Annotated in this window: 22 protein-coding genes; 16 read left to right on the top strand and 6 right to left on the bottom strand. The window is 75.1% G+C overall.

Annotation, left to right across the window (positions count from 1 at the left end; translation table 11 throughout):
• Positions 1-91: 91 nt before the first annotated feature.
• Positions 92-913 (bottom strand): response regulator, encoded by an 822-nt coding sequence (locus OMK64_RS17970; protein WP_272729732.1) that lies wholly within the window; start codon positions 911-913, stop codon positions 92-94.
• The gene (locus OMK64_RS17965; RefSeq protein ID WP_272729731.1) at positions 910-2,253 is read right to left on the bottom strand and encodes a sensor histidine kinase; all 1,344 of its coding nucleotides are present in this window, start codon (positions 2,251-2,253) and stop codon (positions 910-912) included. The genes OMK64_RS17970 and OMK64_RS17965 overlap by 4 nt, the downstream gene beginning before the upstream one ends.
• A 116-nt stretch (positions 2,254-2,369) precedes the next feature.
• On the opposite strand from OMK64_RS17965, the gene OMK64_RS17960 reads away from it, so the two are divergent.
• From OMK64_RS17960 to OMK64_RS17950, 3 genes are all read left to right on the top strand, one after another.
• Entirely contained in the window at positions 2,370-2,981 is a 612-nt protein-coding gene (locus OMK64_RS17960; protein WP_272729730.1) for a hypothetical protein, read from the top strand.
• A 62-nt stretch (positions 2,982-3,043) separates the two neighbouring features.
• Positions 3,044-4,027, top strand: a complete 984-nt coding sequence (locus tag OMK64_RS17955) for a TIGR03557 family F420-dependent LLM class oxidoreductase (protein ID WP_272729729.1) — start codon at positions 3,044-3,046, stop codon at positions 4,025-4,027.
• A 110-nt stretch (positions 4,028-4,137) separates the two neighbouring features.
• Complete coding sequence (locus OMK64_RS17950; protein WP_272729728.1) at positions 4,138-4,503, top strand: hypothetical protein; 366 nt, start codon at positions 4,138-4,140, stop codon at positions 4,501-4,503.
• 217 nt (positions 4,504-4,720) lie between these two features.
• Here the strand turns inward: OMK64_RS17950 and OMK64_RS17945 are convergent, their stop codons facing one another.
• Together OMK64_RS17945 and OMK64_RS17940 are read right to left on the bottom strand one after the other, a co-directional pair.
• Positions 4,721-5,821 (bottom strand): NYN domain-containing protein, encoded by a 1,101-nt coding sequence (locus OMK64_RS17945; protein WP_272729727.1) that lies wholly within the window; start codon positions 5,819-5,821, stop codon positions 4,721-4,723.
• A 45-nt stretch (positions 5,822-5,866) separates the two neighbouring features.
• Positions 5,867-6,286: an ATP-binding protein gene (locus OMK64_RS17940; protein WP_272729726.1), complete on the bottom strand. Its 420-nt coding sequence runs from the start codon at positions 6,284-6,286 to the stop codon at positions 5,867-5,869.
• A 127-nt stretch (positions 6,287-6,413) separates the two neighbouring features.
• Between OMK64_RS17940 and OMK64_RS17935 the strand changes: the two genes are divergently transcribed.
• From OMK64_RS17935 to OMK64_RS17915, 5 genes are all read left to right on the top strand, one after another.
• Positions 6,414-7,586, top strand: a complete 1,173-nt coding sequence (locus OMK64_RS17935; protein ID WP_374694117.1) for a VIT1/CCC1 transporter family protein — start codon at positions 6,414-6,416, stop codon at positions 7,584-7,586.
• 154 nt (positions 7,587-7,740) lie between these two features.
• On the top strand, positions 7,741-8,604 hold the full coding sequence (locus tag OMK64_RS17930) for an ABC transporter ATP-binding protein (protein WP_272729724.1): 864 nt from the start codon (positions 7,741-7,743) through the stop codon (positions 8,602-8,604).
• A 70-nt stretch (positions 8,605-8,674) separates the two neighbouring features.
• On the top strand, positions 8,675-9,676 hold the full coding sequence (locus OMK64_RS17925; protein WP_272729723.1) for an ABC transporter substrate-binding protein: 1,002 nt from the start codon (positions 8,675-8,677) through the stop codon (positions 9,674-9,676).
• Positions 9,673-11,799 carry an iron ABC transporter permease gene (locus OMK64_RS17920; protein WP_272729722.1) on the top strand — a complete coding sequence of 709 codons (2,127 nt, stop codon included), beginning with the start codon at positions 9,673-9,675 and terminating at the stop codon, positions 11,797-11,799. The genes OMK64_RS17925 and OMK64_RS17920 overlap by 4 nt, the downstream gene beginning before the upstream one ends.
• 77 nt (positions 11,800-11,876) lie before the next feature.
• The gene (locus tag OMK64_RS17915) at positions 11,877-12,842 is read left to right on the top strand and encodes a siderophore-interacting protein (protein WP_272729721.1); all 966 of its coding nucleotides are present in this window, start codon (positions 11,877-11,879) and stop codon (positions 12,840-12,842) included.
• 22 nt (positions 12,843-12,864) lie between these two features.
• Here the strand turns inward: OMK64_RS17915 and OMK64_RS21140 are convergent, their stop codons facing one another.
• Positions 12,865-13,521, bottom strand: coding sequence for a TetR/AcrR family transcriptional regulator (locus OMK64_RS21140; RefSeq protein WP_272729720.1), 657 nt, complete (start codon positions 13,519-13,521; stop codon positions 12,865-12,867).
• 80 nt (positions 13,522-13,601) lie between these two features.
• On the opposite strand from OMK64_RS21140, the gene OMK64_RS17905 reads away from it, so the two are divergent.
• From OMK64_RS17905 to OMK64_RS17875, 7 genes are all read left to right on the top strand, one after another.
• The gene (locus OMK64_RS17905; RefSeq protein WP_272729719.1) at positions 13,602-14,786 is read left to right on the top strand and encodes an FAD-dependent monooxygenase; all 1,185 of its coding nucleotides are present in this window, start codon (positions 13,602-13,604) and stop codon (positions 14,784-14,786) included.
• Positions 14,787-14,875: 89 nt separating this feature from the next.
• Entirely contained in the window at positions 14,876-16,195 is a 1,320-nt protein-coding gene (locus tag OMK64_RS17900; RefSeq protein ID WP_272729718.1) for an FAD-binding oxidoreductase, read from the top strand.
• Positions 16,196-16,431: 236 nt separating this feature from the next.
• Complete coding sequence (locus OMK64_RS17895; RefSeq protein WP_272729717.1) at positions 16,432-17,013, top strand: FAD-dependent oxidoreductase; 582 nt, start codon at positions 16,432-16,434, stop codon at positions 17,011-17,013.
• A gap of 80 nt (positions 17,014-17,093) precedes the next feature.
• On the top strand, positions 17,094-17,654 hold the full coding sequence (locus tag OMK64_RS17890; protein WP_272729716.1) for an FAD-dependent oxidoreductase: 561 nt from the start codon (positions 17,094-17,096) through the stop codon (positions 17,652-17,654).
• Positions 17,655-17,817: 163 nt separating this feature from the next.
• A complete protein-coding gene (locus OMK64_RS17885; RefSeq protein WP_272729715.1) occupies positions 17,818-18,063 on the top strand; it encodes a DUF6480 family protein in 246 nt (81 codons plus the stop codon).
• Positions 18,064-18,313: 250 nt separating this feature from the next.
• A complete protein-coding gene (locus tag OMK64_RS17880; protein WP_272729714.1) occupies positions 18,314-18,886 on the top strand; it encodes an ECF RNA polymerase sigma factor SigK in 573 nt (190 codons plus the stop codon).
• Entirely contained in the window at positions 18,883-19,770 is an 888-nt protein-coding gene (locus OMK64_RS17875) for an anti-sigma factor (RefSeq protein WP_272729713.1), read from the top strand. Before OMK64_RS17880 ends, OMK64_RS17875 begins: the two co-directional genes overlap by 4 nt.
• Before the next feature lie 255 nt (positions 19,771-20,025).
• On the opposite strand, the gene OMK64_RS17870 is transcribed toward OMK64_RS17875, so the two are convergent.
• Positions 20,026-20,700: a fasciclin domain-containing protein gene (locus OMK64_RS17870; RefSeq protein WP_272729712.1), complete on the bottom strand. Its 675-nt coding sequence runs from the start codon at positions 20,698-20,700 to the stop codon at positions 20,026-20,028.
• Between the two features lie 163 nt (positions 20,701-20,863).
• On the opposite strand from OMK64_RS17870, the gene OMK64_RS17865 reads away from it, so the two are divergent.
• On the top strand, positions 20,864-22,012 hold a 1,149-nt coding region (locus OMK64_RS17865), incomplete at its 3' end, for a cytochrome c biogenesis protein CcdA (protein ID WP_272729711.1).

Here is a 22,012-nt window from a genome sequence, read left to right as displayed (position 1 = left end):
TGGCAGCCCTCGTCGTCGGGTGGCCTCCGCGCGAGTGCGCGGTCGCCGGCGCGGGCTCGTGCGTCACACCGTCGCCGTTGCGACCGGGCACCTAGTCGCGGACGACGCCCGCCTCGACGGCGACGATCGCCGCCTGCACGCGCGACGCGCAGCCGAGCTTGGCGAGCACGCGGCTGACGTGCGTCTTCGCCGTCGACTCCGTGATGACCAGCGCGGCCGCGATGTCGGCGTTGGACATCCCCGCGCCCAGGCAGGCGAGGACGTCGCGCTCGCGGGCGGTGAGCGACGCGACCGCCTCGGCCTGCGCCGGGTCGGGCAGGACGGCGGGCACGGGCGTCGGTGCGGCGGCGACCAGGTCCGCGAGCAGCCGTCGCGTCACCTCGGGCGCGAGGACCCCGTCACCTGCGGCGACGCGCTGCACGGCGTCGACGAGCGCGGCGGCACCGGTCGTCTTCAGCAGGAAGCCGACGGCACCCGCGCGGAGCATGCCGAGGACGTACTCGTCGAGGTCGAACGTCGTGAGCGCGAGCACGTCGGCGAGCCCGTCGCGCGTGATGACGCGGGTCGCCTCGATCCCGTCGACGCCGGGCATGCGGACGTCCATGAGCACGACGTCGGGACGCAGCGCGCGGGCGTTCGCGATCGCGGCGGCACCGTCGGCGGCCTCGCCGACGACCGTGATGCCGCCCTGCTCGAGCAGCAGCCGCAGACCCGCGCGGATCGCGGCGTGGTCGTCGGCCAGCAGCACGGTGGGCGCGCGGTCAGCCGCGGGCCCGCGGTCGGACGGTCGGCCGACCCCCGTCGGGCGGGCGGGTGACGACGGGTCCGTCGTCGGCGCAGCGTCGGACGCCCGGTTCGTCGCGGGCACGGCGTCCGGTGCGTGCCCCGGCGACGAGGCGTCGGCGGTACTCATCCGACGACCGCCGGCAGGTGCGCGCGGACGGTCCACGTGCCGTCCCGCTCGCCCGCGTCGAGCGTCCCGCCGAGCGCCTCGGCACGCTCGCGCATGGTGAGCAGCCCGGTCCCGCCGTGCAGCGGCGGCGTGACGGACGAGCCGTCGGTCGCGTTGCTGACGGTGACGTCGAGCGCGTCGGCGCCGGCGTCGAGCACGAGGTGCGTGGTCGCGTGCGGGGCGTGCTTGGCGGCGTTCGTCAACGCCTCCTGGACGATGCGGAACGCGGCGTGGTCGGTCGCGGCGGCGAGGCCCGCGGGGACCGGGCCGTCGACGACGACCCGCTGCCCGGCGGCGCGGGCCGCGCGCAGCAGGTCCTCGAGGCGGTCGAGCCCGGCGGGGGCGGTCACCGCGTCGGGACGGCCGCGCAGGACGACGATCATCGACCGCAGCTCGGCGAGCGCGTCGAGCGTCCCGGCGCGGACGGCCCGCAGCGCCTCGCGATCGGCGTCGGGGTCCGGTGGTCCGGCCAGCGCGGCCTCGGCGCGGATCGCGACCGCCGACACGTGGCCCGCGACGACGTCGTGCAGGTCGCGCGCGGTGCGGGCCCGCTCCTCGCGGACGGCGGACTCGCGGTCGAGGTCGGCGATGCGCGCGAGGTCGTCGGCGTGCGCGCGGGCGAGCTCGGCGGCGGCCCGCTCGGCGTCGGCCCGCTGCCGCTCCGCCTCCGCCCGGCGTCCCTCCGCCGCGGCACGGTCCGACTCGAGCGCGGCGAGCTCGTCGCGGCGCCGCACGTCGTGCGCCCACCACAGCGGTGTCCCGAAGACGGCGACCGACTGCAGGAGCATGAGGACGGCCTCGCGGCCCGGTGCACCCAGCGCGAGCGCCACCACGGGTGACAGGACGACGAGGACGACGACGGCCACGACGATCCGCCGGCGCACGGTCTCGCGGGTCAGGAGCGCGGCGGTGTAGAGCGCGTCGAACAGCGCGACGAGCGTCGCGACGCTACCGCCGAGCAGGGCGTCGAGCATCGCGCAGGACGCGGTGACGAGGAGCACCGCCACCGGGTGCCGACGCTTGACGACGAGCGCCGTCGACGCGACGACGAGCAGCACGACGTGCCACAGGCCGACGCGGTCGGCGACGACGTCGGGGACCCACGGCGCCTCCGCGCTCGCGACGCCCAGGCCGAGGAGCACGAGCCCGAACAGCAGCGTGCCGAGGGCGACCGTCCGGTCGTCCCACCACCCGCGCGCCCGCACGGCCGCGACGAGGCGCGCGCCGCGGTCCCACCAGCCCGTGCGGCCCGCGCCCGCCGGGACGTCGGCGTCGCGCACCACGCCCGTCGCCTCGGTCATGCACCCATCCCAGCACAGCGGCCGACGGGCGCCGTCGTCCGAAGGATGTATGCCCCCGCACGAGATCGGCCCTCCGCCCGACGCGGCGGTCCGGCGTGCGCGGCGAGGGTGGCGGCATGACCGAGCTGGTGGACCTGATCCGTGAGAACCCCGTCGCCGCGCTGGTCGTGGCGTGCGAGGTGGCGTTCTGGGTGTTCCTCGTCGCCGCCGTCGTGGCGCGCTACGGGCTGCGGTGGCGGCGCACGTCGACCGTCCTGCTGCTGTGCGAGCCGCTGCTCGAGGTCGTGCTGCTCGTCGCGACCGTCGGGGACCTGCTGCGGGGCAGCGAGCCGACGTGGACGCACGGCCTCGCCGCGCTCTACCTGGGCTTCACGGTGGGGTTCGGGAAGTACACGGTCCACAAGGTCGACGCGTGGGTGGCGTGGCGGTTCGCGGGCGGGCCCCGGCCGCCGCGGGTGCCGAAGACCGGGGCGCCGGCACGGGCGCACGAGTGGCGCATGTGGGGTCGGGTCGTCGTCGCATGGGTCGTCGCCGCTGCGGTCCTCGGGGTGCTGCTGCTTCTCGCGCAGGGGCCGGACCAGCGCGAGGTGCTGCTCGGGTGGCTCGGTCGGGCGTCGCTCGTCCTCGTGATCTGGTTCGTCGCGGGACCCGTCTGGACGGAGCTGTCGACGCGCGGGCGTCCCGCCGACGACGCCGCCGACGACCGTGAGCGTGCCGACGTGCGCTGAGTGCCGCCGGCCGCGAGGCGCTCCCGGATGCGGCCCGCGGGGACCGGTGCGACGGTCGAGAGATGACGCGATTCGGCTACACGCTCATGACCGAGCAGTCCGGCCCCAAGGAGCTCGTGCGGTACGCCGCCGCGGCCGAGGAGGTCGGCTTCGACTTCGAGGTGTCGAGCGACCACTACTTCCCGTGGCTCGACGCGCAGGGCCACGCCGGCTACGCGTGGTCGACGCTCGGCGCGGTCGCGCAGGTGACCAGCCGCGTCGAGCTCATGACGTACGTGACGTGCCCGATCCTGCGGTACCACCCGGCGGTCGTCGCGCAGAAGGCCGCGACGCTCGGGGTGCTGTCCGACGGCCGGTTCACGCTCAACCTCGGCGCCGGGGAGAACCTCAACGAGCACGTGGTCGGCGAGCGCTGGCCCGCGGTCGGCGAGCGCCACGACATGCTCGAGGAGGCCGTCGAGATCATCCGCGAGCTCCTCACCGGCGAGCGCACGACCTACGACGGCACCTACTTCCGCGTCGACTCGGCGCGCGTGTGGGACACCCCGGACAGCCCGGTCGAGATCGGCGTGGCCGTGTCGGGCGACCAGTCGGTGCAGCGGTTCGCGCCGCTCGCCGACCACCTCGTCGCGGTCGAGCCCGACGGCGACCTGGTCGCGTCCTGGGACTCCGCGCGCCCGTCGGGTGCACCGCTGTCGCGCAAGATCGGGCAGGTGCCGATCAGCTGGGACCCGTCGGAGGAGCGCGCGATCGAGCGGGCGCACGAGCAGTTCCGCTGGTTCGCGGGCGGCTGGAAGGTGAACGCCGACCTGCCGACGACCGAGGCCTTCGACGCCGCGAGCCAGTTCGTGCGGCCCGAGGACGTCGCCGAGCAGATCGCGTGCGGCCCCGACCTCGACGCGGCCGTCGAGTCGGTGCGCGCGTACTGGGAGGCAGGGTTCACCGACGTCGCGATCGTGCAGGTCGGCGACGAGAACCAGGCCGAGTTCCTCGAGAAGGCCGCCGGGCCGCTGCTCGAGAAGCTGCGCGCCGCCGCGACATCCTGAGCCTGCGCGACGCGACGCCGCGCATCCTCGTCGCCCGTCGACCGGGCGACCCCTCGACGTCCGGAGCGCCCGGACGTCTGCCGACCGCACCACCGAGAGGAGCACCAGCCATGGCCGTGACCTCCTTCCAGGACCTGCCCCTCGCCGACCGTGACCGCGCGTGGGACGGCGCCGCCGCCGAGAAGCGCGTCCGCGAGTGGGCCGACGCGCAGGACGAGCCCAACGCGAGGTACCGCGACGCGCACGTCTGGTACGACGCCGACGCGAAGGACAACTTCACCGCGTACAAGCTGCTCATCGCCGACGTCGTCGACGGCCGGCTGCGGGCCGTGCCGCGCGGCGTGTTCGCGGCGGCCGCCGTCATGCAGGGGTCGCGCGGCGGCGTCGACCTGCCCGACAAGGACCGCGACCGGGTCAAGAGCCACCTGGCGAAGTACTACGCCAAGCTCGACGAGACCCCGCCCTGGGACGACTGACCCGCGCGCTCCTCGGGTCGGCTGGTCCGCCCCCGCACCCTGCGGACCTCGCCGGGCCCGCCGCGAGGCGAGGCTCTTGCACGAGGGCGACACATGGATGTCGCCGACGGGAGCCGAAGTCGCGCCACGTCGACGGGCGGAACGGTGCCGATGGTCGAGGCGTCGGCGCCGGGCGTGTCGACGTGGCGAGCCGTCGCGACCGCGTGACGGCTCAGGCTCAGTAGCCCGGGCGGAGGCGGACGCGGGGCTGGTTGTCGGCCGAGCGGGCCGACTCGACGATGCTCGGGCGGTCCGCGACGAAGTCCCCGAACGACCGGTAGCCGAGCGAGCGCTCGCTGAAGGCCGGATCCATGCGCGTCATCTGGTTCTTGAGCTCGCCGAACGACACCCACTCGTCGTCGGGCTTCTTGGTGCGGACCAGACGCATCGCGCGCATGAGCAGCTGCGTCGCGGCGCGGTGCGCGGCCTTGCCGGTGCGCGCGGGCGGCCGGTCCGCCGCGTCGGCGTCCGCCTCGTCCGTCGCGTCGGCCGCAGCGCCCGCACCAGCCGCACCCGTCGCCGCGGTGTCACCCGCCCCTGACGTCGTCACCGCGCCGGCTGTGCCGCCGGCGGCCGCGCCGTCGGCTCCGGCTGAGCCGCCGTTGTCGGACCCGTTCCGCCCCCGCTTCCCCGACCCGCGCGCGCCGGCCGCGGCCGCGCGGTCGGCGGGTGCCTCGGCCGGCTCGTCGTCCTCGGGCTCGTCGGCCGCGGACGTCTCCAGCAGGTCGTCGTAGTCCGCGAACTCGTCGCACGCGGCCATGAGCGCGCGGGACGTCGCCCCGGCGACCCCGATGCCGACGACGTACCGGCCGAGCCGCTTGGCACGCTGCGCGAGCGCGACGTAGTCGGAGTCGCCGGCCACGACGACGACGTGCGTGACGTCGGGCAGGCGGAACAGGTCCTCGACGACGTCGACCGCGAGCCGGATGTCGGCGCCGTTCTTGAGCCCGGCGGTCACCGGGAAGAGCTGCGTGAGGTCGACCGCGCGGTCGACGAGCTGGCGCTGGTAGGCGGCGTTGGCGGGCACGGACCAGTCGGCGTACGCACGGCTGACGACGACGGACCCGAAGGACGACGCGTAGTCGAGGATCGCGCCGACGTCGACGCGCGCCTGCGCGAGCCGCTGGGCGACGGGGTCGTCGGCGCGTGCGTCCATGCGGTGCTCGCGCGCGCTGTCGCGGTACCAGTCGCCGCGGCGGAAGGTCTGGTCGTAGCGCGAGATGACGATGTTGTCGAAGTCGACGTACACGGCGACGCGGGCGGTGGTGGTCTCCGGCATGCCGCCCATCCTTGCCTGCGACGGGCCGGTCGTCGTGCGGACGCGTCAGGCCTGCGGCATGAACCGGGCGAGGTCCGCGGGGACGTCGTCGTGCCGGAGCTCGAACCAGACGGCCTTGACGGCGATGCCGTCCTCCTCGGGCATGGTGCCCCAGCTGCTGGACAGCCGGTCGATGAACATCACCCCGCGGCCGCCGAGGGCGGTGGGCGGGGGGTTGCGGAGCACCGGCTCGTCACGCGCGCCGTCGGTGACCTCGACGCGCGTGCGGACGTCGTCGACGTCGACGCGCAGCGTCACGGGCGGGTCGGCGTGCGCGACGGCGTTCGTCACCAGCTCGCTGACCAGCAGCACGAGCACCTCGAGCCGGGCGGGCTCGACGCCGGCCTCGACGAGGCGCTCGCGTGCCCATCGGCGCGCCGGCGCGACCGCGGAGAGCGCGGGTGCGACGGACGTCTCGGCGCGCATGCGGGGCCTCCTGCTCGACCTCGTCAGGGGTGACTCAGTGGGGACTCCGCCACGGTTGTGCACATCCGGCGATTCGGCAACTCGAACTCGCCCCTCGGGACCGTCGTCCACCCGCCTGCGTGTGAGCATGGACGCCGTGGTTCCCGTCGCACCCTCCGCCGCCCACCGACCGTCACCCCGCCAGGTCCGCAGGTGGCGACGCTATCTCGCCGACGAGCGCGCCGAGGCGGCGGTGTACCGGGACCTGGCGGCGCGGCGCTCGGGCGAGGAGCGCACGATCCTGCTCGCGCTCGCGGAGGCGGAGGGCCGGCACGAGCAGCACTGGCTGGACCTGCTGGGCGACGACGTGGGCCGGCCGCTCAAGGGGGACCTCCGGACGCGCGTGCTGGGCTGGCTGGCCCGGCGGTTCGGGTCGGTGTTCGTGCTGGCGCTCGCGCAGCGGGCGGAGGCCCGCTCGGAGTACGCGGACGAGGCCGACGCGACCCCGCGCATGGCGGCCGACGAGCGCATCCACGAGGAGGTCGTGCGCGGCCTCGCGACGCGCGGGCGCAACCGCATGTCGGGCACGTTCCGGGCGGCGGTGTTCGGCGCGAACGACGGGCTGGTGAGCAACCTCGCGCTCGTCCTCGGCATCGGCGCGAGCGGCGCGTCGCAGGCGACCGTGCTGCTCACGGGACTGGCGGGGCTGCTCGCGGGGGCGCTGTCGATGGGTGCGGGCGAGTACGTGTCGGTGCGGTCGCAGCGCGAGCTCCTGGAGGCGTCGCGGCCCGGTCGGCACGCGGCCGAGGCGCTGCCGCACCTCGACGTCGACGCCAACGAGCTCGCGCTCGTCTACCGGGCGCGCGGTCTGGACGCCGGGGAGGCGCAGGAGCGTGCCACGCAGGTGCTCGCGGCGTTCGGTCCGGGCGGCTCGCGGGGCCAGGGGGCGACGGGCGTCCCGGCGGTCGCGCGCGAGGCGCTCGCGGTCGCGGCGGGTGAGGGCGACGAGGACGCGGTGGTCGAGGTCGACGAGCACGAGACGGTCGGCACGGCGATGGGGGCGGCCGTCGCGAGCTTCTGCTTCTTCGCGTCGGGCGCGGCGATCCCGGTGCTGCCGTACCTGTTCGGCGCCGACGGACTGGTCGCGGTCGCGTGGGCGGCGGCGCTCGTCGGCCTGGCGCTGCTCGGGACGGGCGCGACGGTCGGGGTGCTGTCGGGCGCGTCGCCGGGGCGGCGTGCGCTCCGCCAGCTCGCGATCGGGTTCGGCGCGGCCGCGGTCACGTACCTGCTGGGCCTGGCGTTCGGCACGTCGGTCGCGTGACGCCGATGGGGTGACGTCGATGCTGTCTGCCGGGTGGCGGACGTCGCCGCGAGCGCGGCGCAGCCCGTCGACGCGAGCGTGCACGGCACCCTCGCGCGCCCGGTGGGTGGACGAGGTTTGGCAATCCTTACTTAGTTGAGGCTAACCTGCGCGTGTGCCCACGACGCCCCCGTCCGACGACGCACCCGCCGCCCCGCACGGCACCCTCGGCGCCCCCGCGCTGCGGGGCCACGACCTGCGCCTGGCCTACCACGGCACGGTCGTCGTCGAGCGCGCCGGCCTGCGCCTGCTGCCCGGTGAGGTCACCGCGCTGATCGGCCCCAACGGCTCGGGCAAGTCGACGCTCCTCCGGGCTCTGGCCCGGCTGCACAAGCCCGAGGCCGGCACGATCGCGCTGCCCGACGTCGAGGACGCCCGCACGCTCTCCGCGCAGCACTTCGCCCGCCGCGTCACGCTGCTGTCGCAGTCCCGGCCCACGCCGTCGGGCGTGTGCGTCCGCGACGTCGTCGGCTACGGCCGCCACCCGTACCGCGGTCGCTGGCGCCACGACGACCCCGACGGCCCGCGTGCGATCGCGTGGGCGATGGACGTCACGGGCACGACCGACATGGCCGCGCGCCCGGTCGACGAGCTGTCGGGTGGCGAGCTGCAGCGCGTGTGGCTCGCGACGTGCCTCGCCCAGGACACGCGCGTCCTGCTGCTCGACGAGCCCACGACGTATCTCGACCTGCGCTACCAGGTCGAGATCCTCGACCTCGTGCGCGACCTGGCCGACGAGCACGGCGTCGCCGTCGGCGTCGTCCTGCACGACCTCGACCAGGCCGCCGCCGTCGCCGACCACGTGGTGCTGCTGCGCCGCGGCGAGGTCGTCGGCGCGGGCCTCCCGCACGACGTGCTCACCGCCGACGCGCTCACCGAGACCTACGGCATCCGCATCGACGTGACCGTCGACGACCACGGCCGCGTGCGCACGCGGCCCGTCGGCCGGCACACGCACCGCGCCCTCACGCCCGCCTGACCTGCCCGACCTGCCTGACACACCCGCGCCCCGTCCCCGCGAGGCGCGCCACCACCACCCGAGGAACCCCATGCGAACCCTGCGCGCCCTGCCCGCCGCCGTCGTGACGGGCACCGTCGCCGCCCTCCTGCTGTCCGCCTGCGGCACGACCGAGGAGCCCGCCGTCGCGGCGGAGTCCGGTGCACCCGAGGCGACCGGCGGCCCCGTCACGATCACGGACGACCGCGGCGAGGAGATCACGCTCGACGCCCCCGCGACGGACGTCGTCTCGCTCGAGTGGGGCCTCACCGAGAACCTGCTGACGCTCGGCGTCACGCCCGTCGGCCAGGCCGACGTCGAGGGTTACAACACGTGGGACACCGTCGTGCCGCTCGACGAGTCGGTCGCCGACGTGGGCATGCGCGGCGAGCCGAGCCTCGACGCGATCGCCGCGCTCGACGCCGACCTCGTCGTCACCACGACCGACCTCCCGGAGGAGGTCATCGCGCAGATCGAGGAGACCGTCCCCGTCATCGCGCTGCGCGGGTCGGACGCGACCGACCCGATCGGCCACATGGAGCGGACCATCGAGATCCTCGGTGAGGCGACCGGCACGCAGGACGAGGCCGCGCAGGCGCTCGAGACGTTCGACGCCGCCGTCGCCGACGCGAAGGCCGAGCTCGAGGACGCGGGCCTGTCCGGCGCGAAGGTCGCGATGGCCGACGGCTGGCTCTCCGACGGCGCCGTCTCGATCCGCGCGTACACCGAGGGCTCCTACCTCGGCGGGATCGCGCAGCTGCTCGGCCTCGAGAACCCGTGGTCGCTCGAGGGCGACCCCGACTACGGCCTCGGCAGCACCGACGTCGAGGGCCTGACCGCGCTCGGCGAGGGCGTGCACTTCCTCTACATCGCCAACGACACCGACGGCGGCGACGCGTTCACCGAGGGCCTCGGCAGCAACGCGATCTGGCAGCAGCTCCCGTTCGTCGTCGCCGGCGACGTGCACCGCCTGCCCGACGGCATCTGGCTGTTCGGCGGTCCCGCCTCGGGTGAGGCGTGGATCGACGCGACGGTGGACGCGCTGACGAAGTGAGCCTCGGCCTCGACGAGCAGGTCGACGCACCGGCGGGCACGCGCCCGGGCCGGGGCGGCGCGACGGCGACCCCCGCCGTGCCGCTCCGGACCGCGGCGCCCGCGCTGGTGGGGGTGTTCACCGCGGCCGTCGTCCTCGTGGCGGCGCTCGCGGTGCTCGACCTCACGCTGGGCACCTCCGACGTGGGTGCCCTCGACCTGTGGCAGCTGCTGTGGGGCACGAGCGACGACCAGACCCTCGCGGTCCTCGTCGCGTCGCGCGCCCCGCGGGTGCTCGCCGGCCTGCTCGTCGGGGCCGCGCTCGGCGTCTCGGGAGGCGTGCTGCAGTCGGTGGCGCGCAACCCGCTCGCGTCGCCCGACACGCTCGCGGTCAACGCGGGCGCGTACGTCACCGTCGTGCTCGCGGCCGTCCTCGGGATCTCCCTGCCGTTCGCCGCGAGCGGCGCGCTCACGTTCGTCGGCGGTCTGGCCGCGGCGGCGTTCGTGCTCGCGATCGCGCGCGGGGGCGCCGCGGGTCCCTCGCGCCTCGTGCTCGCGGGCTCGGCGACGATGCTCGCGCTCTCGTCGATCACCTACCTGCTGATGCTGCTGTTCGAGCAGGAGACGCAGGGCATGTTCGCGTGGGGCGAGGGCACGATCGTCCAGTCGGGGACGCAGAAGGTCGCCCAGGCGGCGCCCGTCGTGCTCGTCGTGATCGTCGTGCTGGTCGTGTGGTCGCGCCGCCTCGACGTCCTCGCGCTCGGCGACGACACCGCGTCCGTGCTGGGGCTCGACGTCCGCCGGACGCGCGTCGTCGCCGTGCTGCTCGCTGTCCTGCTGGCTGCGCTCGCGGTGACCGTCGCCGGTCCCGTCGGCTTCGTCGGCCTGTCCGCGCCCGTCATCGCGCGGCTCGTCGCGTCGCGCGTGCCCGGCCTGTTCCGGCACCGGCTCCTGCTGCCGTTCGCGGCGCTCGCCGGGTGCGCGGTCGTGCTGGCCGCCGACGTGCTCATCCGGGCGCTCGTGCCCGCGCGTGCGGGCGTGATGATCCCGACGGGCGTCGTCACGACCCTCCTCGGGGCGTCGCTCATGGTGTGGCTCGCGCGTCGTCTGCGCACGTCCGGGCCCGTGCGGGTCACGGCCTCGGTCGGGGCACGCGCGGCCTCGCGCACGCGCGTCGGCGTCGTCGTCGGGCTGCTCGTCGTGCTCGTGGTCGGGCTGCTCGTCGCGGGCCTCCTGCTGGGCGACCGGCTGCTGCTCACGGGCGACGTCGCGAACTGGCTCGCCGGGACGAGCGGCCTCCAGGTGTCGTTCGTGCTCGACCAGCGCGTGCCGCGCGTCCTCGCGGCGCTGCTCGCGGGGGCCGCGCTGGGTCTCGCCGGCACGTCGGTGCAGGCCGTCGCGCGCAACCCGCTCGCCGAGCCCGGGCTGCTCGGGATCACCGGCGGCGCGGGCGTCGGCGCGGTGCTCGCCACGGTCCTGCTGCCCGGGACGTCCGTGTGGGGCGTGTCCCTCGGCGCGGTCGTCGGCGCCGCGCTCACGTTCTCGCTCGTCTACGGGCTGTCGTCGCGGCGCGGGCTCAGCTCCGACCGCCTCGTCCTCGTCGGCATCGGCGTCTCCGCGGCCGCGACGTCGGTCATCACGCTGCTCGTCGTGCTCACGAGCCCGTGGAACACGACCGTGGCCCTCACGTTCCTGTCCGGCTCGACGTACGGCCGGACGGCCGCGCAGGTGTGGCCCGTCGCGATCGCGCTCGTCGTCCTCACGCCGCTGCTCGTGCGCTGGCGGCGGGACCTCGACGTCATCGCGCTCGACGACGACGTGCCGCGCGTGCTCGGCGTCCCGCTCGAGCGCACCCGGCTCGGGCTGCTCGTCGTCACCGCGCTGCTCACGGCCGTGGCCGTGTCGGCGGTCGGCGTCGTCGGTTTCATCGGGCTCGTCGCGCCGCACCTGGCGCGGGCGCTCGTCGGCTCGTCGCACGCCCGCGTGATCCCCGTCGCCGCGCTGCTCGGCGCGGTCGTCCTCAGCGCGGCGGACACCGTCGGGCGGACCGTCATCGCACCCGCGCAGATCCCGGCAGGCCTCGTCGCCGCGCTCATCGGCGCCCCGTACTTCGTCTGGCTCCTCTGGCGCAGCCGCCGCGCCTGACAGCACGCACGCCTCCCGTGTCCATGTGACGAACACCCGGGTTTAGGCAAGCCTCACCTTCGCGTAGGGTGGCGAGCGTGACGACGACCACGACGACGGACACCACCGCCGCCGCGACCGACGCCCTGCCGTTCCGCATGTTCGCGGTGCAGGTGTCCGACGTGCAGCGCCTGTGCCCCAGCGTCCTGCGCCTCACCTTCACGGGCGACGACCTGGACCGCTTCGCGGACAACGGCTTCGACCAGCGCATCAAGTTCTTCCTGCCGCTGCACGGCGCCGGGTACGACGAGCTCCTCTCGCTCGACGGCAGCGCCGACTGGTACGGCCGCTGGCGCGCGCTGCCCGACGAGCGCCGCCACACCGTCCGCACGTACACCGCGCGCGCCGTCCGGCAGGACCGCCGCGAGCTCGACGTCGACGTCGTGCTGCACGGCGACCTCGGCCCCGCGTCCCGCTGGGCCGGCAACGCCGCCCCCGGTGACGAGCTCGTCATCCTCGGCCCGAACGCCGACGCGGTCGGCCCGCACGGCGGCGTCGACTTCGTGCCTCCGGCCCGCACGGACCGCCTGCTCATCGCGGGCGACGAGACCGCGCTGCCCGCGATCGCCGGGATCCTCGAGCGCCTGCCCGCCGACGCGCGCGGCGAGGCCATCATCGAGATGCCGCACCCCGAGGACCGCCTCGACCTCGCAGCCCCGGACGGCGTGACGGTCCGCTGGTACGGCCGCGGCGAGAGCCCGCACGGCTCGCTCCTCGTCCCCGCCGTCCAGGCCGCGTGCGCGCGCATGCTGCCCGGCCAGGCGCCCGCGCCCGACGTCGTCCTCGAGGACGTCGACGTCGACGAGGGCATCCTCTGGGAGGTGCCCGTCGACTGGTCGACCGGCGCCCCGCTCGCCGAGGAGGCGCACCTCTACGCGTGGCTCGCGGGCGAGGCCGCCGTCATCAAGACGCTGCGCCGCCACCTCGTGTCCGAGTGCGGCGTCGACCGCAAGGCCGTCGCGTTCATGGGCTACTGGCGCGAGGGCCGCTGCGAGGCGAACTGACCGGCTGAGCCGACGGCGTCCCTCAGGCCGGCTCTGCCAGCGGCGCCGTCGCTGCCCGCAAGGCAAGCGTAACGGCGCTCTGCAGGTCCGCGACGCTCTCCGGCGTCCCGGCGACCGGGCCGCTGAGGGACCCGGCACCGATGAGACGGTCGAAGACGAGGCCGTCGACGAACGCCACCAGGGCGTCACCGCGTCGCTCCGCGTCCGGAGCACCGGCACGAGCCAGCAGCTCGCGCGCCTGCACACGGAACCCGACGCCATGGGCGAGGACCGTGCGCAGCTCGGGGTGGTGCGTGGCCTCGAGCAGGCAGGCGTAGCGCACGAGGGTGCGGGTGCGCCCCGTGCTGAGCCAGGCGTCGAGGACGACGGCGACCTGAGCGGCGAACGCGTCCAGGTGGTCGGGCTGCAGTGCATCGGGGAGACCCGCCGCCTCGCCCGTCGAGCCCGCGAAGCGCAGTCCCTGGTCCTCGAGCTCGGCCTGGTCCAGATCGGCGAGCCGTTCCACGACCGCCTCGACGAGGGCCCGGCGGGTGCGGAAGTGCACCGAGGTGGTCCCCGTCGGGACACCGGCTCGCGCGTCGACCGCGCGGTGGGTGAGCCCTCGCATGCCGGCCTCAGCGATGAGCCGGATCGCCGCGTCCGTGAGGAGTGCGAAGCGCGGTGGCCGGTCCTGCCTCACGACATCGACACCTTTCCTCGAGTCTCTACAGATGTAGTAGCCTGAATTCTACAGGTGTAGTGCGCAGGCAGGGGTAGGACATGCGGGAATCCCGGAACGCCGTTGTCGTCGGCGGAGGCATCGGCGGCCTGGCGACGGCCGTGGCATTGCGACGGGTCGGCTGGTCGGTGACCGTGCTGGAGCGCGCCGCCGCGTTCGAGGAGGTCGGCGCCGGGATCAGCCTCATGTCCAATGCGCTCTCCTGCCTCGACGCTCTCGGTCTCGGTGGGGCCGTGCGCGAGGGCTCCCGCCCGCAGCTCGGCGGTGGGATGCGGACCCCCTCCGGCGCCTGGCTCTCCCGGCTCGACGGCGCGGCGGTGGAGGACGAGCTGGGTGTCAATGCCGTCGTCCTGCCGCGCCCGGAGCTCCTGGGACTGCTGCTGGGCGCCCTGCCGCACGAGTCGGTGATCACCGGCGCGACGCCGGCGGCGCTCGTCGACGACGACCGCGGCGTCGAGGTGCGCTACGCCCGCGACGGGCACGAGGGGACACTCCGCGCGGACCTCGTCGTGGGCGCCGACGGGCTGCGCAGCTGGGTGCGCGCGCAGCGCTGGTCGGACGCGCCGGGACCTGTCTACGACGGGTCCACCGCGTGGCGCGCGATCACGACGGCTCCCGTGGCGACCCACGTCGAGATGAGCCAGACGTGGGGTGCTGCGCAGGAGTTCGGATGCCTGCCTCTCGCCGACGGACGCGTGTACTGGTACGCCGCCGCGTCGGCGCCGGAGGGAGGGCGGGCGCCCGACGAGCTCGCCGAGGTGCGTGCGCGCTTCGGCGCCTGGCACGCCCCCATCGCCGACGTGCTCGCGGCCACCGACCCGGCCGCGGTGCTGCGGCACGACGTCTACCGGCTCCCCGACCTGCCGACGTTCGTCCGCGGCCGGGTGGTCCTGCTGGGGGACGCTGCGCACGCGATGGTCCCGAACCTTGGTCAGGGCGGTGCCCAGGCCATCGAGGACGCCGTCGTGCTCGCGGCTGCGCTCGCGTCGACGCCCGACCTCACGTCCGCGCTGGACGCGTACGACCGTCAGCGGCGACCACGAAGCCAGTCGATCGGCCGTGCCGCCACGATGATCAGCCGGTTCGGGCAGAAGCTGCGCCATCCCGTCGCGGTGGCGGTGCGCAACACGGCGATGCGTCTCACCCCGGACCGTGTGGCGCTCAGCTCGATGGCGCGCTTCGGGCGGTGGACACCCCCGGCGCTCCCGGCCCCCGGTCCTCGCTGACGCGGAGGACGGGCACCTCTGGCCGTCGCTGCGCGGTCCTTGGCGGTCGCAGCCTTGGCAGCGACCGCCGGAGCCGAGAGAGTCGTGGCATGCCCGAGGCTCGCGTGCTGCCCGCGTTCGACGGTGAGGTCCTGGTCCCCGGTGCCCCGGGGTACGACGAGGCGCGTGCGGTGTGGAACGGCGCGATCGATCGGAAGCCCCGGTACGTCGTGCGGTGCGCCGGGGTGGCGGACGTCCAGCGCGCCGTCCGCGTCGCGCGCGAGCACGGACTGACGCTGGGGATCCGCGGTGGTGGGCACAGCGCCGCCGGGTGGGCGGTGCCCGACGACGGGCTGATGATCGACCTGTCGGGCATGCGCGAGGTCGAGGTCGATCCCGCCGCCCGCACGGCCCAGGTGCAGGGCGGCGCGCTCCTCGGGTCGCTCGACGCGGCCACGCAGCCGTTCGGGCTGGGGACGACGGCCGGCATCGTGTCGCACACGGGCATCGGCGGGCTGGCGCTCGGTGGCGGCGTCGGCTGGCTCGCGCGGCAGGTCGGCCTGACGTGCGACAACGTGACGGCGTTCGAGGTCGTCACCGCCGACGGCGACGTCGTGCGCGCGAGCGCCGACGAGAACGCCGACCTGTTCTGGGGGCTGCGCGGCGGGGGCGGCAACTTCGGCGTCGTCACCCGGTTCCACCTCACGCTGCACGACGTCGGCAGCCGGGCGCTCGTGGCCGAGGTGGACCTCGACCCGGAGCACGCGCTCGACGCGCTGGGAACCTGGGTGGCCCGGGCCGCGACGGCGCCGCGGGAGGCCACGCCGTACGCGGAGCTCGTGGCCGGCGGCTCGCTGACGCTCGGGTTCGCCTGGGTCGGTGATCCCGCGGGGGCCGGGCCGCTCGTCGAGGAGCTCGACCGGCTCGGGACCCCGCTCGCCCGACGCGTCGAACCGCGCTCGTACGTCGAGCTGCAGAGCCAGTCGGACGTGCCGACCGCGCACGGCTTCCGTCGCTACGCGAAGAGCCACTACCTGCGGGGGCTGACCGACGCCGCTCTCGAGGCCTTCCTGGCGCACGTCGACGCGCGCGTCGGCGCGGCGAGCCTCGTCGCGTACGGCGGTGCCATCGCCGACGTCGACCCGGACGCGACGGCGTTCGTGCACCGCGACGTCGAGTTCGAGTACGACGTGGGTGCCCGCTGGCAGGACCCCGCGGACGACGAGGCCGTCGTCGCGTCGTGCCGCCGACTCGCGGCGGGCGTCGAGCCGTGGAGCACCGGCGTGTACGTCAACGCGCTCGCCGACGAGGGAGCCGCGGGCGTCCGCCGCGCGTACGGCGACGCCACCTACGCCCGGCTGCGGCAGGTCAAGTCCACCTGGGACCCCGCGAACGTCTTCCGCCTGAACCAGAACATCCCGCCGGCCTGACGGCGCGCCTCGCGCCCCGCCGGCTTCGGCCGACTCGGCCCGCGGTGGTGAGGACCGCCGGGTGGACGGGCGCGGTTCCTCCCTCCCCGCACAGGAGAACCACTTGGCCCCGAGCACCATCCGCGTCTCAGGACTCATCGCCTACCTCACCAGCACCCCGCTCGCGCGGGCCACGACGAGCAGTGCCTGCGTGCCGACGTCGAAGACGGTCGTCTCCAGGGGTCTAGCCTCCACTCATGAAGGTCCTCGTCGCGGGAGCGGGCATCGGGGGCCTGGCCCTGGCACAGGGCTTGACCCGCGCGGGGGTCGACGTCGAGGTCGTCGAGCGGGATCACGACGTGAGCGAGTCGCGCGGGTACAAGCTGCATCTCGGCCCTCCCGCGGTCGCAGCGCTGCGTCAGCTCCTCACTCCGACCGGCGTCGAGCGCCTGCTGGGGTCGGCGATCGCCACCTCGGGTTTCACCCTCGTCGTACGTGACCATCGGGCGCGCCGGCTCTTCCTGGCCCGCGAGAAGCAGGACGCACTGAGCCTCGACGTCGACCGCTCCACGCTGCGGGCCCTGCTGTCTCGGGACCTCGATGGGGCCGTGCACTGGGGGACGACTGCCGTGTCCTACTCGTCCTCGTCATCGGGCGTGCGCCTGCGACTCCGCGGCGGTGGCAGCACTCAGGGCGATGTGCTGGTCATCGCCGACGGCGCGAGCTCGCGGCTGGCGCACCAGCTGGCCGGCGCGCCCACCTCGACGCCGACGGGCCTGCTCGGCATCGCCGGCCGGGCAGCGTGGCGCGACGTCCCCCCGCTTCCCGCTCCTTGCTGACCGAGGCTCCCGTTCTGGCTCTGGGCCCAGACGGCACCGGGCTCTTCGTGACGGCGCACGACCCCGTGAACGGTGCGGCGGTGACAACCGACCTTGCAGAGCCGGCCACGGTGGAGCCAGCAGTGATCTGGGGCCTGATCGCACTCGCCGACCGGATGCCGACCCGCACGCTCGGCCTCGACCGCGACGCCCTGCTCCGCGTCGCACAGGAGCGCCTGTGGCGGTCGGGGTGGACCGCACGACTCGTGGACGTGCTCACCAGCAGCGTCCCCGCAAGCATCGCGGCGTACTCCCTGAACGCCGCTGATCCTGACCACATCGCCCCGTGGAGATCGGGGACCGTGACAGCACTCGGAGATGCCGTCCACGCGATGCCTCCTACCGGCGGTCAAGGAGCTGCCACCGCGATCCTGGATGCCGCCGACCTGACGCGACACCTCGGCCGCGCCCTGGCCGGCGAGGTCACCACGACCGTCGCCGTTCACGACTACGAGCGCACCATGCGGCCGCGGGCACGATCAGCGGTTGCCGAGTCCGTTCAACCGCTGAGATGGATACGAGCCAGCGCCACACCGTGGGGTGCGCGAGCTTTCCGAGCCTTGGCACCCGCTGTCAGCGCTCTCCCCACCGACTGGCTCTGAGTTCGCCGACGACCGCGTTCGAAGCGGATGCAGTAGCGCTCACTGGTGCGTCGGCGCATTCACCTGCGTCGATGCCGCCCGGCACGGCGGGCCGGTGTCGAGGACCGCCGGTTGCCGGTCGGCGGTGCGCCCCGCACGCTGGGGGGACGACGAGAGGGGACGCATGAGCTCGACCGACCCGTACCGCAACGCCGATCCCGATCCCGACCAGACGCCAGGGCTCGAACCGGGTGGCGGCGTGGCGCCCGGTGACACGCCGCCCGGGGAGTCGTCCACGTCGGGCGCGTCCGACCGGCAGCCCGGCACCGCCTCGACGCGCTCGAACTGGATCGCGTACGCCGTGATCGGCGCGTTCGTCGTGCTGATCGGGCTGTTCTTCGTGGGGTACGCGATCGGTCTCGCCGACTGACCCGTCGGCGGCACCACGTCGGGGCTTCACCGTCGGGTGAACCGCGTCGGCTGCCGCCCGCGCATGCCGAGCGCCACCCGTCCGGGCCGGCGTCAGCTCCGAACCACGGTCGACCCGTCCCGACGAGCCGACTGCGAGCGTCCCGATGCCCACCCTGGTCGTCTGCGCGACCGCCGCGCTGCCCTCCCCGTCTGTCCGGGTCACGGCGCGCGTTCGTCGCGCACCCGAGCGGTGGGGCACACTGACCGGCGTGACGAACCCAGCGCGCGAGTCGGTGGCCGACTCCGCGCAGGACCTCATGGCGGCGGTGGCGACCGGTGACCAGGCCGCCTTCGCGAGCCTGTACGACCTGCTGTCCCGGACGGTGCACGGCACGTGCCTCGGCGTCCTGCGGGACCCGGACCACGCCGCCGAGGTCGCGCAGGAGGTCTGGGTCGAGGTGTGGCGCACGGCCACCCGCTACGAGGCGACGCGCGGGTCGGTGCGTACGTGGGTCACCACGCTCGCGCACCGCCGGGCCGTCGACCGTGTCCGCGCCGTGCAGGCGCAGCGCGACCGCGACCAGCGCGTGCTCGACGCGAGCACCGAGCGCCCGTTCGACGCGGTGGCCGACGACGTCGAGCAGCGCCTCGAGCAGTCCGCGGTGCGCGACTGCCTGGGCTCGCTGACCGAGACGCAGCGCACCGCTGTGGTCCTCGCGTACTACGGCGGCCGCACCTACCGTGAGGTGGCGAGCGAGCTCGACGCGGCGCTGCCGACCGTGAAGTCCCGCATCCGCGACGGGCTGCTGCGCCTCAAGGACTGCCTGGGGGTGACCGCGTGAGCGAGCACGACGACGTCCGCGCCCTTCTCGGCGCGTACGCCCTCGACGCCGTCGACGACGACGAGCGCCGCGCCGTGGAGGCCCTCGTCGCCGCCGATCCCGACGCCGCACGCGAGCTCGCGGACCTGCGGGCCGTCGCCGCCCGGCTGGGTGCCGCGGTGGAGGCCGAGCCGCCCGTGGGTGCGCGCGACGCCGTGCTCGCCGCGATCGCGTCGACGCCGCAGGACGCCCCGGGGAGCACATCGCGGACCACCGACGACGTGCCCCCTGCCGTCGTCGCGCCCGCGGTGCCGGCGACTGCGCCCGGGGCCGTCGGCGCGCCCCCCGTCGGCGGTCCCTCCGTCGGCGGTCCCTCCGTCGCCGGTCCCTCCGTCGCCGGTCCCTCCGTCGCCGCGCCGGCCGTCGTCCCGTCCGCTGCCGAGCGGTCGACGCCGCGTCGTGGTCCCGCGCGCTGGTACGCGCTCGCTGCCGCGGTCGCGATCGGCGCCGCCGTGCCGGGGGCGCTGCTCGTGCAGCAGGTCAACCACACGCGTCAGGTCCAGGCCGAGCAGCAGCAGGTCGCGGACCTGCTCACCGACCCGTCCGCGGTGCTCGTGCACCAGGACGTGGCCGACGGCGGCGACGTGACGGCGATCCTGACCGACACGCGGGCCGTCTTCACGGCCGAGAACCTGCCCGACCCGGACGACGGCCGCGTCTACCAGCTGTGGGTCGTCCGCGAGGGCAAGCCGCTCTCGGCGGGTGTCATGACGAGCGACGACGGGACGGTTCGGCAGTTCGCGGACGACTTCGCGCCGGGCGACGCGCTCGCGGTGACGGTCGAGCCGGCGGGCGGCTCGGCGCAGCCGACCAGCGACCCGATCGTCGTCCTCGCCGCGGCCTGACGTCGGGTCGCGCCCGGGTCGTCGGGTCGCGCCCAGGTCGTCCGCTCGTCGCCTCCCTCCCCCCGATCCATCCGGGTCGCCGGCGCGCCCCGAGCGCGTGACCTGCCGCTCGTCCGACCGGAGACGACGAGAGCCCCCTCGCCGGCGGAAGGCGAGGGGGCTCCGTGCTCCCCGGCGGGCACCAGTCCAGGCACCACGCGGGTGCCCCCACCGGGGAGCGGGACGGTCCGGCACCGCACGCACCGGACCGCGGTCTCACATCGTCGGCATGAGCACCGAGTCGACGAGGTAGACGGTCGCGTTGGCGGTGTGGACGCCGCCGCAGACGACCTTGGCGTCGTTGACCATGAGCTCGTCGCCCGAGCCGGTGACCTCGACGGTGCCGCCCTGGACGGTGGTCTGCGTGCCGACGACCTGGTCGGGCGTGAGCTGACCGGGCACGACGTGGTACGTGAGGATCGACGTCAGCGTCGGGGCGTCGGTCTTGAGGCCCTCGATCGTCGCGGGGTCGATCTTCGCGAACGCGTCGTCGACGGGCGCGAAGACCGTGAACTCGTCGCCGTTGAGCGTGTCGACGAGGTTCACCTCGGGGTTGAGCTGGCCGGAGACGGCGGCGACCAGCGTCTTGAGCAGCGGGTTGTTCGACGCGGCGACCGCGACCGGGTCGGTCGACATGCCCGTGACCGAGCCGGGGCCGTCGGGGACGGCGGCCGCGTAGTCGGCACAGCCGGGGCCGACGAGGTCCGCGGCGGGGTCGGCGGTCATCATGCCGTCGTCCTCGGGCGTCGACTCCTCCATGGGCGTCTGCTCCATCGAGGCCGTCTCCTCGGCGCCGGCCGTGTCGTCGCCCGAGGAGCAGGCCGTGAGGGTGAGCCCGGTGACACCGGCGAGCAGGACCGCGGCGACGCGGGTGCGGGTGGTCGTCTTCATGGTGGTTCCCTCCTGAGGTCCGAAGGGAGCGGCCCGGTGCCCGGTGGCTCCCCTGTCGAGGGGTGGTTCGGGGCGGTCGGCGGGGTGGATGGGTGCGGATGTCGACGAGCTTCCGAGCCCCCCGCGACCCATCCGCGGACGCCACCGGCGGCGAACGTCGGGCATGGACCTGCTCACGCTCGCGCTCATCGGCCTGGTCGGCGGACTCGTCACCGGGATCTCGCCGTGCATCCTCCCCGTGCTGCCCGTCGTCCTCGTCGCGGGGGCGACGGGCTCGTCGGCAGCGTCCGGGCCGCCGGGTGCCACGTCGTCCCGGCAGAAGCGGCGGCGCGTCGCCGCGGACGCGTCGCCGTCGGGGCGCGGCTCGCCGGCCCCGCTGCCCGGCTTCGGCGTCCTCCCGATGCCTGACTTCCTGCGGGGCACCACGTCGGGTGCGACGGCGGGCGCCGACGCGGAGGGCGATGGTGCGGCGCGCGGCGGCGCCGCGAGCAGCGGTCCGGCGGTGACAACGACGCTCGACGGTCCGCCCGGGGCCGACGCGCCGACGGCCGTGAAGGAGCGCCGCTCCGCCCGTCCGTACCTCGTCGTGGCGGGCCTGGTCACGAGCTTCACGCTCGTCACGCTGCTCGGCAGCCTCGTGCTGTCGGTCCTCGGCCTGCCGCAGGACCTGCTGCGCTGGACGGGCATCGTCGTGCTCGCCGTGATCGGCCTCGGGCTGCTGGTCCCGCGCCTCGAGGCCGTGATCGAGCGGCCGTTCGCGCGCCTCGCCCCGCGCAACGCCCCGGGGTCCAGCCGCGGCGGGTTCGTGCTGGGCCTGGGCCTCGGCGCGGTGTACGTGCCGTGCGCGGGACCGGTGCTCGCGGCGATCACGGTCGCGGGCGCGAGCGGGAACGTCGGGCCGGGGACCGTCGTGCTGACCGTGGCGTTCGCGCTCGGTGCCGCCGCGCCGCTGCTGGCCGTCGCGCTGGCCGGGCGTCGGGCGTCCGAGCGCGTGAAGGCGTTCCGCTCGCACCTGCGTGCGGTGCGGGCCGTGAGCGGTGCGCTCATGATCGCGCTCGCGCTCGCGCTGTCGTTCAACCTCACCGACGCGATCCAGCGCGCGCTGCCCGGCTACACCGACGGCCTCCAGGAGCAGATCGCCGCCGACCCGCGCGTGCAGCGCGAGCTCGACCTCGGCGGTCTCGTCACGGCGGAGAACGAGGGCCTGAGCCGCTGCACCGACGGCGCCGAGGAGCTCGAGGAGTGCGGCCCGGCGCCCGCGATCCGCGGCATCGACACGTGGCTCAACACGCCCGACGGCGCGCCCGTCGAC

It is taken from the genome of Cellulomonas fimi (assembly GCF_028527925.1).
GTDB lineage: Bacteria > Actinomycetota > Actinomycetes > Actinomycetales > Cellulomonadaceae > Cellulomonas > Cellulomonas fimi_C.
This window is presented reverse-complemented; position numbering and strand designations above follow the sequence as displayed.

Coding starts and splice junctions, on each gene's coding strand:
- OMK64_RS17900 (WP_272729718.1), top strand. CDS start 14,876: ATGCCCGAGGCTCGCGTGCTGCCCGCGTTCGACGGTGAGGTCCTGGTC.
- OMK64_RS17940 (WP_272729726.1), bottom strand. CDS start 6,286: ATGCGCGCCGAGACGTCCGTCGCACCCGCGCTCTCCGCGGTCGCGCCG.
- OMK64_RS17945 (WP_272729727.1), bottom strand. CDS start 5,821: ATGCCGGAGACCACCACCGCCCGCGTCGCCGTGTACGTCGACTTCGAC.
- OMK64_RS17935 (WP_374694117.1), top strand. CDS start 6,414: ATGGACGCCGTGGTTCCCGTCGCACCCTCCGCCGCCCACCGACCGTCA.
- OMK64_RS17925 (WP_272729723.1), top strand. CDS start 8,675: ATGCGAACCCTGCGCGCCCTGCCCGCCGCCGTCGTGACGGGCACCGTC.
- OMK64_RS17950 (WP_272729728.1), top strand. CDS start 4,138: ATGGCCGTGACCTCCTTCCAGGACCTGCCCCTCGCCGACCGTGACCGC.
- OMK64_RS17870 (WP_272729712.1), bottom strand. CDS start 20,700: ATGAAGACGACCACCCGCACCCGCGTCGCCGCGGTCCTGCTCGCCGGT.
- OMK64_RS17970 (WP_272729732.1), bottom strand. CDS start 913: ATGAGTACCGCCGACGCCTCGTCGCCGGGGCACGCACCGGACGCCGTG.
- OMK64_RS17960 (WP_272729730.1), top strand. CDS start 2,370: ATGACCGAGCTGGTGGACCTGATCCGTGAGAACCCCGTCGCCGCGCTG.
- OMK64_RS17955 (WP_272729729.1), top strand. CDS start 3,044: ATGACGCGATTCGGCTACACGCTCATGACCGAGCAGTCCGGCCCCAAG.
- OMK64_RS17905 (WP_272729719.1), top strand. CDS start 13,602: ATGCGGGAATCCCGGAACGCCGTTGTCGTCGGCGGAGGCATCGGCGGC.
- OMK64_RS17965 (WP_272729731.1), bottom strand. CDS start 2,253: ATGACCGAGGCGACGGGCGTGGTGCGCGACGCCGACGTCCCGGCGGGC.
- OMK64_RS17895 (WP_272729717.1), top strand. CDS start 16,432: ATGAAGGTCCTCGTCGCGGGAGCGGGCATCGGGGGCCTGGCCCTGGCA.
- OMK64_RS17885 (WP_272729715.1), top strand. CDS start 17,818: ATGAGCTCGACCGACCCGTACCGCAACGCCGATCCCGATCCCGACCAG.